The 14,950-nt window shown below is 41.8% G+C and carries 18 protein-coding genes; 16 read left to right on the forward strand and 2 right to left on the reverse strand.

Features of this window, described 5'->3' with window-relative positions; genetic code table 11:
- A partial coding sequence (locus AC1M9D_RS00835) for a hypothetical protein (RefSeq protein WP_481610819.1) occupies positions 1-453 on the forward strand: 453 nt, incomplete at its 5' end.
- 22 nt (positions 454-475) lie between these two features.
- On the opposite strand, the gene AC1M9D_RS00840 is transcribed toward AC1M9D_RS00835, so the two are convergent.
- Positions 476-1,411, reverse strand: a complete 936-nt coding sequence (locus tag AC1M9D_RS00840; RefSeq protein ID WP_481609975.1) for an LpxL/LpxP family acyltransferase — start codon at positions 1,409-1,411, stop codon at positions 476-478.
- 243 nt (positions 1,412-1,654) lie between these two features.
- Between AC1M9D_RS00840 and AC1M9D_RS00845 the strand changes: the two genes are divergently transcribed.
- From AC1M9D_RS00845 to AC1M9D_RS00865, 5 genes are all read left to right on the forward strand, one after another.
- A complete protein-coding gene (locus tag AC1M9D_RS00845) occupies positions 1,655-2,530 on the forward strand; it encodes an urease accessory protein UreD (RefSeq protein ID WP_481597566.1) in 876 nt (291 codons plus the stop codon).
- Between the two features lie 96 nt (positions 2,531-2,626).
- Positions 2,627-2,929: an urease subunit gamma gene (gene ureA, locus AC1M9D_RS00850; protein ID WP_035270654.1), complete on the forward strand. Its 303-nt coding sequence runs from the start codon at positions 2,627-2,629 to the stop codon at positions 2,927-2,929.
- A gap of 22 nt (positions 2,930-2,951) precedes the next feature.
- Complete coding sequence (locus tag AC1M9D_RS00855) at positions 2,952-3,260, forward strand: urease subunit beta (RefSeq protein ID WP_481607781.1); 309 nt, start codon at positions 2,952-2,954, stop codon at positions 3,258-3,260.
- Positions 3,261-3,272: 12 nt separating this feature from the next.
- On the forward strand, positions 3,273-4,973 hold the full coding sequence (ureC, locus tag AC1M9D_RS00860; protein ID WP_481611305.1) for an urease subunit alpha: 1,701 nt from the start codon (positions 3,273-3,275) through the stop codon (positions 4,971-4,973).
- 243 nt (positions 4,974-5,216) lie between these two features.
- Entirely contained in the window at positions 5,217-5,753 is a 537-nt protein-coding gene (locus AC1M9D_RS00865) for a GNAT family N-acetyltransferase (protein WP_481611306.1), read from the forward strand.
- Positions 5,754-5,775: 22 nt separating this feature from the next.
- On the opposite strand, the gene AC1M9D_RS00870 is transcribed toward AC1M9D_RS00865, so the two are convergent.
- Positions 5,776-6,249, reverse strand: a complete 474-nt coding sequence (locus tag AC1M9D_RS00870; RefSeq protein WP_481596221.1) for a nucleotide triphosphate diphosphatase NUDT15 — start codon at positions 6,247-6,249, stop codon at positions 5,776-5,778.
- 333 nt (positions 6,250-6,582) lie between these two features.
- On the opposite strand from AC1M9D_RS00870, the gene AC1M9D_RS00875 reads away from it, so the two are divergent.
- The 10 genes from AC1M9D_RS00875 to AC1M9D_RS00920 all read left to right on the forward strand — a co-directional run bounded on the left by AC1M9D_RS00875 (position 6,583) and on the right by AC1M9D_RS00920 (position 14,940).
- On the forward strand, positions 6,583-7,467 hold the full coding sequence (locus AC1M9D_RS00875; protein WP_481590393.1) for a SphA family protein: 885 nt from the start codon (positions 6,583-6,585) through the stop codon (positions 7,465-7,467).
- A gap of 45 nt (positions 7,468-7,512) precedes the next feature.
- Positions 7,513-8,847: an acetamidase/formamidase family protein gene (locus AC1M9D_RS00880; protein ID WP_180102741.1), complete on the forward strand. Its 1,335-nt coding sequence runs from the start codon at positions 7,513-7,515 to the stop codon at positions 8,845-8,847.
- Positions 8,848-8,957: 110 nt separating this feature from the next.
- Positions 8,958-10,160, forward strand: a complete 1,203-nt coding sequence (locus tag AC1M9D_RS00885; RefSeq protein WP_180028360.1) for an aromatic ring-hydroxylating oxygenase subunit alpha — start codon at positions 8,958-8,960, stop codon at positions 10,158-10,160.
- Positions 10,161-10,171: 11 nt separating this feature from the next.
- Positions 10,172-10,525 carry a hypothetical protein gene (locus tag AC1M9D_RS00890; protein WP_092766725.1) on the forward strand — a complete coding sequence of 118 codons (354 nt, stop codon included), beginning with the start codon at positions 10,172-10,174 and terminating at the stop codon, positions 10,523-10,525.
- A 12-nt stretch (positions 10,526-10,537) separates the two neighbouring features.
- Positions 10,538-11,029, forward strand: coding sequence for a nuclear transport factor 2 family protein (locus tag AC1M9D_RS00895; protein WP_092766726.1), 492 nt, complete (start codon positions 10,538-10,540; stop codon positions 11,027-11,029).
- A gap of 34 nt (positions 11,030-11,063) precedes the next feature.
- The gene (locus AC1M9D_RS00900; RefSeq protein WP_481588658.1) at positions 11,064-12,335 is read left to right on the forward strand and encodes a styrene monooxygenase/indole monooxygenase family protein; all 1,272 of its coding nucleotides are present in this window, start codon (positions 11,064-11,066) and stop codon (positions 12,333-12,335) included.
- Positions 12,322-12,846: a flavin reductase family protein gene (locus AC1M9D_RS00905; protein ID WP_092766728.1), complete on the forward strand. Its 525-nt coding sequence runs from the start codon at positions 12,322-12,324 to the stop codon at positions 12,844-12,846. The genes AC1M9D_RS00900 and AC1M9D_RS00905 overlap by 14 nt, the downstream gene beginning before the upstream one ends.
- Entirely contained in the window at positions 12,843-13,613 is a 771-nt protein-coding gene (locus AC1M9D_RS00910; protein WP_092766729.1) for an SDR family oxidoreductase, read from the forward strand. The genes AC1M9D_RS00905 and AC1M9D_RS00910 overlap by 4 nt, the downstream gene beginning before the upstream one ends.
- On the forward strand, positions 13,610-13,942 hold the full coding sequence (locus AC1M9D_RS00915; protein ID WP_092766730.1) for a non-heme iron oxygenase ferredoxin subunit: 333 nt from the start codon (positions 13,610-13,612) through the stop codon (positions 13,940-13,942). The genes AC1M9D_RS00910 and AC1M9D_RS00915 overlap by 4 nt, the downstream gene beginning before the upstream one ends.
- Before the next feature lie 5 nt (positions 13,943-13,947).
- On the forward strand, positions 13,948-14,940 hold the full coding sequence (locus AC1M9D_RS00920) for a 2Fe-2S iron-sulfur cluster-binding protein (RefSeq protein WP_481611307.1): 993 nt from the start codon (positions 13,948-13,950) through the stop codon (positions 14,938-14,940).
- Positions 14,941-14,950 lie beyond the last annotated feature (10 nt).

Genomic DNA, 14,950 nt, shown 5'->3' on the forward strand with positions numbered 1-14,950 from the left:
GAAGCTAAAGAAGCTAAAGAAGCTAAAGAAGCTAAAGAAGCTAAAGAAGCTAAAGAAGCTAAAGAAGCTAAAGAAGCTAAAGAAGCTAAAGCACAGTCTTTTGCTCAAAAAGTAACGCCTGAACCAGCAGCCTATCAATGTTTTGCTGAGCAATGTCCAAGGGTGGATTTAAAAGAGATTCAAATTGATCTCAACGGAAAAGTACCAAAATTTGTAACCCCTGTTGCTGTCGGTGAAATTCATGCAAATCAATGGACTCGTTTAGGTACGGAGTTCAATGTAAATTGGACAGATCAGAATCAAAATAAAACTTCAGAAAAGCTGATATTAAATGTCTTGGACATGCAGCATATCACTTTAAAAGATGAGTTAGGTCGTATCAACCGCTATAAGATGGTAGAGGCGAAAAAGCCTGATACTGATAAAAATTCAGATGTATTAGAAACACAATAAAAAAGCGGCTCCGCCGCTTTTTTTAATAAATTTTTTCAAAACCTTCGGGACGTGTTTTAAATCTACGGTGGAACCACATATATTGGGTTGGTGCTAAACGAAGTTGATTTTCAATAATCAAATTTGTTCGTGTCGCGTCTGCAATTTCATCTTCACTTGGCATATTGTCTAAAGCAGGTTCAATCAAAATATGATATTTCGGATTTGTAATATCACCTTTACGGTAGAAGTAAAGTGGAATCGCGGCAGCTTTGGTCATTTTTAATATACGGCGATGTGCAGTTACAGTGGCTGCGGGTACACCAAAAAAGGGTGCCATAACACCTTGTTTAAGACCAAAATCTTGGTCGGGACTATACCAAATAGGTCGTCCTTCTTTTAAATGACGGATTAATCCACGCATATCATCATGGTCGATTTGATGGGTATAAATCGTGGCACGACAACGGTAGATCAGCATATCTAGCAATGGATTATTTTGCGGACGATACACGACATCTGGATCAAAATACTGGGCACAGACATATCCACCTGCATCGAGTAGAGTAGAGTGTGTACCAAGTAGTAAAGCCCCACGCCCTTCAGCTTGCGCTTGTTGAATATGTTCTAAACCTTCAATCGTTACACGATCTTTAAACCATTTGGGACAATACCAAGCATTCAGTGTTTCAAAAACACCGACCATTTGATCAATAAAGACTTGGCGAGCATTTTCATAACGAAGTTCGGGCATCCATTCAGGAAAGCAGACTTCTAAATTTCTTAAAGTTGTTTCACGACGTGAACGCAAGTATTTGAAAGCTACATTTCCCATCAGATACGCTAAACGATGCTGAATTGCCCAAGGTAATATTGCAAGGAGCATCAGAAATATAATACCAATCCAAATGCCCCAATATTTTGGCATTAAGAAAGACCACTGGAACTCTCCCGGTTGGTAGTTTTTCTGTTTACTCATATTCAAACTTGATAACAATTTAAGGTAATTCACTATATTAGCACGAACTGTTTTTTTTCGGCGAAGGCAACAATCGGATTCTTTAGAAAAACGTTCTTAGATTTTTCACATGAATTACTCATCAATATCAACATTAAGTGCCTAAGTGCCTAAGAACCTTTAACCAAAATTAGCTTGAGCAAACTTGGTGCAATTTTTGCAGAACATTTACTGAAAATGATATGAATACGAAGATGACCGTGAATGAATCAAGTATTGTTCAATGAGCCAGTCAAAAATGCACAGTATTGGTTTGCTAAATTAGAGTTAGGTTTTACCAAAGATTCAAATCGCACAATTTTGGCGCATCGTAAGCACTTTGGACCTGTTCGCGTGCAAAAGATGCTGTGGCCTGAAAAAACAGGAGTATGTCACGCCATTATTGTTCATCCACCTGCTGGAATTGCTGGTGGAGATCATCTTACCTTTGAAATAAAAATAGATCAGGATTCGCATGCTTTGGTTACCACACCTGGCGCAGGGAAGTGGTACAAAACCAATCTTAAACAAGCATTTCAACATATTCATATTCATGTCCAAGATGAGGCGATTTTCGAATGGCTTCCTCAAGAGACGATGCTCTTTAATGGTGCGAATGCAAATTCAGAAACAATCGTACATTTGGACGCTGCTGCCAGTTTTATCGGTTGGGATATGTTGGTGATTGGACGGCAAGCACGACATGAAACCTTCTCGCAGGGTGCTTACCAAAATAAATTTCAGCTTTATCAAAATCAGAAAATATTGGTTGCAGACTGTTTAAATTTTAAAGGCAATGATCGTTGGTTAAAGTCCTGTTTAGGGATGAACGGTCATGCAGTGATGGCCAGTTTTTGGGCAGTGCCTCCAGAACAATACCGGTCAAATTTCTATCTTGATCAACATATTGATCAAATTCGTGAATTAATCATGCGTATGAATATTAACGTCACATTGACATTACTCGATTACGTCGTAACCGCACGTTATCTCGGAGATGATGTACGTGAGTGTCATGATGCATTTGCTGCAATTCGTGCAAAGCTTCGTCGTTATTGGTTTGATCTTGATGAAGAGTTCCCAAGAATTTGGCGCACATAAATTTATTCTTGTCATAGCAACATAGTTAAGTTGTTTTAACACAAACATTTGAGCACACATCTTGCATCAATATTTAAAGATAGTGAGGAAAGCATTATGGAACTAACACCTACAGAAAAAGACAAAATGCTGATTTTTACTGCGGGGCTTGTAGCGGAAAGACGCAAGGCCCGTGGATTAAAGCTGAATTATCCAGAAGCAGTGGCTTATATTTCTGCCGCACTATTAGAAGGTGCACGTGATGGAATGAGTGTGAGTGACCTCATGCATTTTGGAACAACATTGCTAAAACGGGATGAAGTAATGGAAGGCGTGGCTGAAATGATCGCAGAGGTCCAAGTGGAAGCGACATTTCCTGATGGTTCAAAACTGGTCACTGTACATCAACCGATTGTGTGATGTCTGAGAGGAAAAATTAAATATGATTCCAGGTGAAATCATTACGTCCAATACAGACATTGAAATGAATGTCGGACGGGCAACGCTCAAAATGACGGTAGCAAATGCAGGGGATCGACCGATTCAGGTTGGGTCACATTATCACTTTGCTGAAGCGAATGATGCGTTGCAGTTTGATCGTGAGTTAGCACGAGGATATCGACTGAATATTGCGGCAGGTACAGCGGTGCGTTTTGAGCCAGGACAGAGTCGAGATATTGAACTTGTTGCACTCGCAGGTAAGCGTGAGGTGTATGGCTTTGCGGGTCGTGTTATGGGTAAGTTGGATTAAGGGAAAATAATAATGAAAATGTCACGCCGTGCTTATGCGGAAATGTTTGGTCCAACGGTAGGTGATCGAGTTCGTCTCGCGGATACTGAGCTGTTTATTGAAGTTGAGCAAGACCTCACTACCTATGGTGAGGAAGTGAAGTTTGGCGGTGGTAAAGTGATTCGTGATGGCATGGGACAATCACAACTGTTGGCTGAAGATGTTGCGGATACGGTCATTACCAATGCGCTGATTGTGGATTGGTGGGGTATTGTCAAAGCTGATGTCGGTTTAAAGAGCGGTCGCATTTGGAAAATTGGGAAAGCGGGAAATCCAGATATTCAGCCCGATATCACCATTCCACTTGGTGCAGCGACGGAAGTGATCGCTGGTGAAGGACAGATTCTCACCGCAGGCGGTGTCGATACGCATATTCATTGGATTTGCCCGCAGCAAGTGGAAACGGCACTGATGTCCGGTGTGACCACCATGATTGGTGGTGGTACAGGCCCTGCGGCAGGGACTTCTGCAACTACAGTGACACCGGGGCCTTGGCATATCGGGACGATGCTTCAAGCCATAGATGATTTACCGATGAATATTGGTTTATTGGGTAAAGGTAATTTAAGTCAGCCCGACCCAATTCGTGAGCAAATTCGTGCAGGGGTAGTGGGTTTAAAGCTACATGAAGATTGGGGTTCAACCCCCGCAGCGATTGATAATTGCCTGAGTGTTGCCGATGAATTTGATGTGCAGGTGGCCATTCATACTGACACGTTAAATGAAAGCGGTTTCTTGGAAGAAACCTTGGCTGCATTTAAAAATCGTACCATTCACACCTACCATACCGAAGGCGCAGGCGGTGGACATGCCCCTGATATTTTAAAAGCCATTGGTCAGCCGAATGTGTTGCCATCTTCCACCAATCCAACTCGTCCGTATACCATCAACACCATTGATGAGCATTTGGATATGCTGATGGTGTGTCACCATTTAGACCCTGCGATTTCTGAAGATGTGGCATTTGCGGAAAGTCGTATTCGACGTGAAACCATTGCAGCAGAAGATATTTTGCAGGACTTAGGTGCCATTGCCATGATGTCATCAGACTCGCAAGCGATGGGGAGAGTTGGTGAAGTGGTGATTCGCACATGGCAAACCGCACATAAAATGAAAATACAGCGGGGTCCTTTAGAAGGTGACAATGCCACGCATGACAATAATCGGGTCAAACGTTATATCGCCAAATATACAATTAACCCTGCCATTACGCATGGTTTAAGCCATGAAATTGGCTCGGTTGAAGTGGGGAAACTTGCAGATTTAGTGTTGTGGAAGCCTGCATTTTTTGGGGTGAAGCCTTCGATGATTATTAAAGGTGGCATGATTGCAGCTGCGCCGATGGGAGATATTAACGCTTCGATTCCAACACCACAGCCTGTGCATTATCGTCCGATGTTTGGGGCAAATGCGCGCGGTGTGCATAACACCTGTATCACCTTTTTATCCCAAGTCGCCATTGAGGCAGGTGTACATGAAAAATTGGGTCTGAAAAAGTGGATCAGTCCATGTAAAGGTACACGCGATATTCAGAAGAAAGATATGAAACTAAATACCTATTGTCCTGTGATGGAGGTTGATCCTGAAATTTATGAAGTGCGAGCCGATGGGAAATTGCTAACCTGTGAGCCTGCGGAAGTATTGCCGATGGCACAGCGGTATTTCTTGTTTTAAAGTTGTCTCTAGAAAAGATAATTACTGTGATAGGTGATAAAGTCTTATGTAATTAATAAGACTTTATCATTAGATAGAATTCATCGATTTATTTTAAATACATAAAAATTTCAGCGGAATAAACGCGTTTGCTAAAAGAAATTAAACACTGAATTAAAATATATAAATTTTAAATTTAATCGATATTAGAAGTTTTCCAAGCACAAAAAATATTAAATTTAATAGATTCATAGAGGTACTCTAATGATTGAAACTGAGAGACTAATATTAAGACAATGGAAGGAAGCAGATTACTCATCTTTTATAAAAATGGGTTTAGATCCAGATGTTATGAAATATTTTCATGAAGTTTTGACCCCACAACAGAGTATTGAGATGGCGGAAACAATTTATGAGTTAATTGAACGAAACGGGTGGGGCTTTTGGGCTGTAGAGTTGAAAGATACTAGTGAGTTTATTGGTTTTATTGGATTGCACAATCAACCAGTGTTATTCGAATTTTCTCCATGTGTTGAAATTGGATGGCGGTTATTAAAAAGATATTGGGGAATGGGGTACGCAACAGAAGGTGCAAGAGCTGCATTGATATATGCTTTTGAAGAGCTTAATTTAAATAAAGTAGTTGCATTTACAGCTTTGACAAATAAGCCTTCAGAAGCAGTTATGAAAAGGCTAGGTATGACCGAAGTTAAGCAATTCAAGCATCCAGAATTACCTACAGGGCATATTCTTGAAAATCATATTTTATATGAAATAAATAAAGATACCTTTATAAAATAATTTTGAAATTAATTTATTAAAACTAATCTTTCTTAGACAAGGAATATACAGACCATTTTTTATCTTGAAATTGTTTGAGCCAATGTCTAATCATGACTTCAGTTTCAGAAAAAAGTGGTTGTGGAAGCTCATCAATGCTAAACCATTCCCAACGCTCAAAAATCTCAGGTTCTGTCACGCAAATTTGAGTTTTTAAACGTTCATCTAAAAGTTGATAAATCGTTCCGAACGTAATCTTCACCGCCTCAGCATTTTGATCAATGATCGTATTTAAGGGTTGAATAGACTCAATATATTGACTCAGATCTAAAGCAGTTTCCTCTAACAATTCGCGTACTGCAGCATCTTCAATTGATTCATGGGCATCCATTTTTCCACCCGGGAAACACCATGAGGCAGGTTCATCATTTTTGTTTCTATAACCCAATAGAACTTTTTGACGTTGATCAATCAACATGATGCCCACGCCGATGATGGAGTTGCTTTTAATATTCATGATTGTGCACATCTAGCTGCTCTGTGTTCTACAAAGTACAACAGCGATATGACAACGCTAACTTTCAAATGTTTCAAAACATGTAATTTAAATAAAAAATCATTCACATTTATAGGGGATTTTACCTATCACTATAGTGAAGAAAACCTATTTTATTTCTCTAAAACCTCTATACCAGTGAGAATAAATCAATATTTCTACAAGATAATCCCTTAATTCAACATAGATTCATCCTTATATTTCCCTGCCTCATTTCAAGACTAGATTAAGACATGCGCTAGACGATTTAGAACATCGCCAGCAAGGAATTTAGCAACGAGGGGGATGCGGTAAATGGTAAGGAAATATCTAACTTCTGTGGCATTGACCACATGTCTTTTCAGTAGCGCAAGTTTAGCGCTTGCCGCTGAAAATGGCGGAAGTGCTTATCCAGATGGGACAGAGAGTTTTTTTGGTGGCGCAATGCCGCCACCTGGGATGTATCTCGTCAGTTATAACCAATACTACAACGCAGATAAATTTAAAAATGATCATCCAGTATTTGATGATTTTAAAATTGATACTTTTGCCACAGTTGCTCGTGGTGTCTATGTCAGTGACAAAACATTTTTAGGCGCGACATGGGGCATGCATGCATTCCTTGTATATGCCCATGCAGATCTTACATTAGGTGGTCGTCAAGATGATCACATGTCAATGGGTGATCTCATTATCGATCCATTCTTATTGGGTTGGCATAAAGGGGATTGGCATGTGGCTACAGGTATCGACTTTTATATTCCAGTTGGCTCTTACAAAAAAAATAGACTCGCGAATATTGGACGTAACTATTACACCATTCAACCAATTATCTCGACCACATACTTAAATAAACAAGGTATCGAAGTCAGTACAAAGTGGATGTACGACATCAATTTCGAGAATAAGGATACCAAATATGAATCGGGCAACGCTTTGCATGTCGATTACTTAGTTGCGAAACACATGGGACCTTTGGCGGTTGGTGTTGGTGGTTACGTACATCGTCAGCTTGAAGGTGACTCAGGTGAAGGTGCTGTTTTAGGTGATTTTAAAGCTAAAGCAGCCAGCATAGGTCCGCAAGTTCGCTATCAATTCCCTAAAGGGTATGCAATCGCAGCGAAATATCAAAAAGAATTTGATGTTGAAAACCGACCAGAAGGTCAGAAGTTCGCAATTGATATCACCATCCCATTTTAAAACATTGTTACCTAAACATTAGAGCAAGCATATAGAGGTAAGGCCATGAAAATTGAGAATCAAGAATATGCAGCAGGCAGTGCTGGAGCTGTCGATTATTTAGTGGTGAATGAGTTTTCAGGCGGTATTGTGGGACCAAGCCAACGTATGCTGGGACCTTTAAAAAATGGTGGAACGTTAAAAACAGGCACACCGCCTGGCTGTTGGGGTCCAATGATTACACCTGCATTCCAAGGTGGTCATGAAGTGACACTCCCTGTCTTTATTGAAGGTGCAGAGGTAGGTGATGCTGTCGCTTTAAAGATTAAGGATATGCATGTCACTTCTACAGCAACCTCATCGGGTGTGATGCAATTTGTTGAAGGGCGTTATAAAGGCGATCCGTTTGTTGCGAAATACTGTGAAGCATGTGGTACAGAGCAACCAGCAAGTTATGTAGAAGGAATTGGTGAAGATGCGATTCACTGTAAAAACTGTGGGGCAGAAGTCAGTGCTTTTCGCTTTTCACATGGTTATGTGATTGTGTTGGATGAAGAAAACAAAGTGAGCTTGACGGTCAATCAAGAGATTGCCAACAAGTTAGCAGGCAATGCCAATGAGCTTTCTGCACTGCCTGAACATGCAGCGCAACATTCAATCTTGTCGCTTGCACGTGCTGATATGCCTGGGGTTGCTGCGCATATGCGTCCATTCCTTGGAAATATTGGTACGACACCTTCACGTGACTTACCAGACTCTCACAACTGCCACGACTTTGGTCAGTATTTGATTGATGCACCGCATAAATTCGGAATGACTGAAGAAGAACTTATCGCAGCCAAAACAGACGGTCACATGGATACCAATTCGATTCGTCCAGGCTGTATTTTGATTTGTCCTGTGAAAGTACCGGGTGCGGGTGTGTATATGGGGGATATGCATGCGCAACAAGGTAATGGCGAAATTGCAGGACATGCCACGGACGTTTCAGGCGAAACAGAATTACAAGTGGAAGTGATTAAAGGCTTAACTATTGATGGTCCAATTTTGCTTCAAGCACCAGATGACTTACCACCAATGGCACGTCCATTTACCAAGGAAGAGCGTGAAAAAGTGAGAGCTTTAGGTGCGCGTTGGGGACAAACTGAAATTGAGGAAAGTGGTCCAATCACATTTATGGGAACAGGTAAGAACCTCAATGATGCAACGGACAATGCTTTAAATCGAGCGGCAAAAATCACAGGTTTAAGTGTGGATGAGGTCATGAACCGTTGCACCATCACAGGCTCTATCGAAATCAGTCGTTTACCAGGAATGGTACGTGCAACCTTCTTATGCCCAATGCCAATTTTAGAAAAACTTGGGATCGCAAACTTAGTTCGCGAACATTACCAACTTTAATTCATCACGTCATCGGCGTTTGATTCGGGTGATTCAAACGCTGTTCGCAAATAAGCATGAAATTTACTGAACTTAAAACTTAGAAACGAGAACTTGAACAGGAATGTCATATGAACAGTAATGCAAAACTCCGTTGGGGCGATTTATATCCAGAACTTGGTATTGAGCCTATTCCAACTGAACCATGTATTTCGCCAGAGATCTATCAAGAGGAAATTGAAAAAGTTTTCTCAAAAGTTTGGTTGAAAGTGGGGCGTGTAGAAGAAATACCAAAGAAAGGCGACTATAAAGTTAAACGCTTAGATTTTGCTAAAACCTCAGTCATTTTAATGCATGGTAAAGATGGTGAAATCCGTGGATTCCACAATATTTGTTCACACCGTGGTAACAAAGTTGTGGTGGAAACCGGCAATGAAACCTTTGGTTCAAACAAAGCCGCAGTCGTGACGTGTCGTTTCCACGGTTGGGTTTACGATGCTAAAGGTGATTTGGTCAGCGTACCTGAAGAAGAAAAATTCACATCTTGCTTTGACAAAGGTCATAACGGTTTAGCACCAATACGCACCGAAGTGTGGGAAGGTTTTATCTTCATCAATTTGGATAATGACGGCACTCAATCGGTAGAAGAATTCTTAGGCGGTATGGGACAGCATTTAGGCGGTTATCCATTCCATGAAATGGAAGAATGCTTTGCCTATAACACAGTTCTGAACTGTAACTGGAAAGTCGCTCATGACGCATTTGCTGAAGCGTATCACGTGGCGACCATTCATGCAGGCTCTTTCCCGAATGTATTCGCATCAGGTTTACAAGAAGTGCAATTGTTTGGTGATCATCGTACTTGCGCTGTGTGCTTAACCAAAAACGCCAATCCAAAACCAGCGGCTGCATTGTCAGGTGAGATCACTGGCGCATCATTGGTGAATCACTATGAACGTGTTCAGCTACCTAAATCAGTCAATCCAAATGATCGTGATGACTTCTCGTTTGAATTATCTGTCATTTTCCCGAATATCTTGGTGCATGTGACTGAAGGAGTATGGTTCACCCATCAGTTCTGGCCGGTCGGCCATAACCAAACCCGTTGGGAGGGTCGCTATTACCTGCCTAAAGCGAAAACCTATTCAGAGCGTTGGGCGCAAGAGTTTGCACAAGTATTACAACGTAATGCGTGGTTAGAAGATACTGCCACCATGGAAGATACCCAAGAAGCACTTGAGTCTCGAGCGAAAAAAGTGATGCATCTACAAGACGAAGAAATCCTGATTCGTCACGGTTACCACGTTCTTGAACAATACCTGAATCGCGCATAAGGAGAATGCACATGTCAAACATCATTTCACAATTGCCAGCTGACTTTGCAAGCTTAGAACCTTTTGTTGCGAAATGGGCTTTAGGAACGGGTAAGCAACGCCATGAAGCGCGTTTGAACTCAACCAAAGAAGAATTGCAAGCATTTTACGATGCTATTTTGCCCGAAATGCGCAAGCTACTTGCCGCACTCGATCAATATGTCCTAGGGACCTTACCTGAAGAGCTTCATAAGTTGTATTGGTTAAGTCTCAGCTTTGCTGAAGTTGCACCACACATCGAGCTTTATAAGGGTTCAGTTGGCGTACCGTATGCATTTGCGGAGAACCGTTTCATTTATGAAACTGGTGACATGGTCAACGTTTAAGAGGAATACAGGATGAGCCAGCACAATCTAGAACAGCGTTTGCATTATCTGGAGGCCTGCGAGGCGATTCGTGGCCTGATCGGTCGCTATGCAACAGCGGCTGATCAGCGCAACAATCCAGCCATTTTACAGCATGTATTTCACCAAAATGCCGTTTGGTGTGCTAAGGGTTTTGGGGAGTATCAAGGACGTCAAAATATTTTAGAGGCATTGTCCAATATTGCAGAGGCTCAAGTGTTATGGAGCTTACATATTATGGCCATGCCCGATATACAGCTCCTAGATCAAGACCATGCAAAGGCAACTTGGATGTTATGGGAAGTCTGTAATTTAGCCGAGGAATCAACAACAGCCGCAACAGATCAAGTTAAACCTGCAACGACCTGTTGCTTAGGTGGATTTTATAAAACAGAAGTAAGTCGGAATGAGCAGGGTGAATGGAAATTTGAACGCGTCGAATTGAATTTGACCTTCAATCAACCCTATCCGAACACAGTTAAATAGGCACTGAATCAATACGGCCTAAGGGGAATTTAAGATGAGAAAAATTGCAATTATCGGTGGTGGACAAGCAGGCTTATTACTCGCGTTCTCGCTACTCGAAAATAAATATGATGTCACTTTATATGTAGATCGCCCTGCGGATGAATTGTTACACGGTCGTATGGTCAGTACCACGATGTTCTTCGCCAATACATTAGAGTTTGAACGCAAACTTGGTTTGAATTTCTGGGATGGGAAAGCGCATCGTGGTCAAGCATTGCATGTCGATTTTCGTGCACCAAACGGCGATATCATGTTACCTGTGACTGGTTTTTTACATGATAATGACGGTATTGCCATGGACCAACGAACCAAATATCACCGTTGGTTAGAGGAATATCCGCGCCGTGGTGGCAAGCTCATCATTCAAAATGTCAGTCCAGAAGATTTGGAAGTAATCACTGCTGAAAATGATTTGACGATTTTGGCGGCAGGTAAGGGCAATATCACGAGTTTATTCAAACGCAATGAAACACGTTCAGTGCATCAAACGCCGCCACGTAAATTGGCTGCTGCACTCGTCGTAGGTGATGATTTGTGTGGTCCAAATAGTTGGCAAGGTCAACCATCTCAGACTTTGCATTTTAATTTTGTTGCAGGTGCAGGTGAATACTTCAGTATGCCGTTCTATAGTCACACGCATGGTCCATGTCGTAGTTTCTTATTTGAATGTGTACCGAATGGTCCAATGGATATCTTCGATGATGTGACATCTGGCGAAGAAATGGTCCAACGCATGAAAGAAGCGGTTGCCAAAGTAACACCAGATCAAAGCTTCCGTATGGTCGATAATATGGAATTAAGTGATCCAAATGCATGGCTCAAAGGTGCATTCCGCCCTGAAGTTCGAGATCCTGTTGCAACCTTAGATAACGGTGCAAAAATTTGGGGGATTGGAGACACTGTCATTGTAAATGATCCAATCGCAGGACAAGGCGCAAACAATGCAACTCGTATGGTGGAGCATTATTTAGCTGCGATTTTAGCACGAGGTGATGAAGACTTTAGTGCAGATTGGATGACAGAAGTATTCGAGCAATTCTGGGAAAAGTCAGGTCGTTATACCACAGAATTTACCAACTTGCTGTTAAACCCACCAAGTGAAAGCTTATTGCAAGTGTTAGGCGCAGCATCGCAAAACCAAGCGATTGCAGATGATTTTATGGGGCATTTCAACAATCCATGTGGTTTCTGGCCAGCGGTAGATGGTGAAGCTGGGGCAAAAGAATACTTGTCACGAAAGGAGTTTCAACATGCAGCTGCCTGAATTACTTTGGCAGGATGTTGATCTGGCGGAAGCGAAATCGCTCCGTCAGGCATTTGGTGGCTTTGCGACAGGAGTGGCGATCGTCACTTGCCTAGACCAAGATCAACAACCTGTAGGGTTGACGATTAATTCCTTTAGTTCAGTGTCTTTAGATCCTGCATTGGTGTTATGGAGTTTAGTCAATCATTCTCCAAGCCGATCTATTTTTGAAAATGCTGAATACTTCGCCATTAATATTTTAGGTGCACATCAGCAGGAAGTAGGCTTAAACTTCGCTAAGCCGATTGCGGACAAATTTCAGTATGGTACGTGGAAAATTCAAGGTTCGAAAGCACCTGTTTTAGAAGGATGTGTCGTGCAATTTATTTGCAAAAGAGCTCAACAAATTGAAGCGGGTGATCATCAAATCTTCCTCGGTAAAATTGAGCAATGTCGCCACAGTAATCAACGACCTCTGCTGTTTTGCAAGGGACAATTTAATGAATGGCCTGAGTACAAGGAGGTTTCATGACAGACTTAGATGGAAAAGTCGTCTTGGTGACAGGTGGTGCGACACATATTGGTCAAGCCGTAGTCCAAGAGTTGAAAGGCTTAGGTGCACAGGTCATTGTTGCTGATATTAATCAAACTCAAGGACAGCAAGTTGCACAATCAACCCAAGCTCAGTACGAATTTCTAGATCTCGCTAATGATGACAGTATTCGCACATTAAGTGGAAAACTCACTCAGTTAGACGTCTTGGTTAACCTAGCGTGTTTGTATGAAGATCATGGATCTGAATCTACACGTCAAGATTGGCAAAACACGTTCAATGTCACGGTATTTGGTCACGCAGCGTTAGTACAAGCATGTCGACCACTTTTGAAAAAAAGTACTGATGGTGCCGTAATTAATATCAGCAGTGTCAGTGCACGTATTGCACAAAAAGAACGCTGGGTCTATCCAGCATCTAAAGCAACTTTAGAGCAACTCACACAAAGCATGGCACTGGATCTAGCACAAGATGGTATTCGTGTACATGCACTCTCATTAGGTTGGACTTGGTCCGTCCCAATGCAAATGATTTCCGGCGGAGACCGCGCCAAAACTGATCGAGTGGCAGGACGTTTCCATGTGTTAGGACGTATTGCGGATGCAGAGGAAGTCGCACAAGCATTAAGTTTATTGTGTAGCCCGAAAGCAAAATTACTTACAGGCAGTGTGATTCATGCCGATGGTGGTTATCACATTCTAGGTCCTGAAGCCACAGATTCACCAATAGAGGAGTTAACTCAATGAACATTAAAATGACCAATGTTGCTGAGAAATTTTTGTGTTCAACCTCTGATGTGGAACAGGGTGAGGGACTACAAATCATTATTGACGGTTATCCTCCATTGGCAGTGTTTCACTTAGAAGATGGCGAGTTCTATGTCACCGATGATACGTGTACACATGGTGATGCATCATTGGCAGATGGTGAGATTGATGGCTGTGAAGTGGAGTGCCCATTTCATGCGGGTGCATTTAATATCAAAACCGGTGAACCATGTGGTGCACCTTGTACGATTCCACTGAAAACCTATCAATCGATTGTACGTGACAATAATGTTTATTTGGTGGAGTGATGCCGATGTATAAAATCCAAATAGACGGTCAAGCCGAATTTTATTGTTCAGCTAATGATGTATTGCTACGCGGTGGCTTACGTGAAGGACTAGGCATTCCTTACGAATGTAATGCGGGTGGTTGCGGGACGTGTAAAATCGAAGTCCTGTCAGGTGAAGTAGAAAATTTATGGGCAGATGCACCTGGATTAAGCGATCGTGATAAACGTAAAGGTCGGTTACTGGCGTGTCAGTGTCGCCCCAAATCGGATTGCGTGATTAAGCTTCATTTAGACGAACAATGTGTTCCTAAAATTATTCCAAAACAAAAAAAAGTAACATTGAAGCATGCTCATTTGGTGACACATGATATTTTGGAAGTACATTTTCAATCAGATGAGCCAGCACAATTTATTCCTGGACAATACGCTTTAATTTGGGTGAATCAAGAGTTACTTCGTGCCTATTCGATGTCCAATCTGCCGAATGACGACGGTTTATGGGTCTTCCAAATTCGACGTGTTCCTGATGGTAAAATGACCAATTTGTTATTTGATGAACAGTTACGTGAAAAGGCTGATATTCAAATTGATGGTCCATATGGGTTAGCGCATTTACAAGAGAAGCCTCGCCCTATTGTCTGTGTGGCAGGCGGTTCAGGTCTTGCCCCCATGTTAGCGATTGCACGTGGTGTTGCAGTCAATCCACATTTGAAAAATCACAAAGTCTGGTTTTTCCATGGTGGTCGTGAGCAACGTGATTTGTTTACTGAAAATCAATTACGTGACTGGACAGAGTTAGGGGAACGCCTCAATTATGTACCTGCAACCTCCTCTGAACTCATTGAAGGTATCCGTTCGGGGTTTATTCATGAAGTGATTCAAGATGTATTAGGCGAACAATTGCGTGAGCATGAAATTTATTGTGCAGGTCCGCCACCGATGGTGAAATCTATTGAACAAATGGCCCATCAAGCAGGTATTCCACAACAACAAATTCATTTTGATCGTTTCTTTTAATCGAAGATAT

The organism is Acinetobacter sp. ANC_7682 (assembly GCF_056779795.1).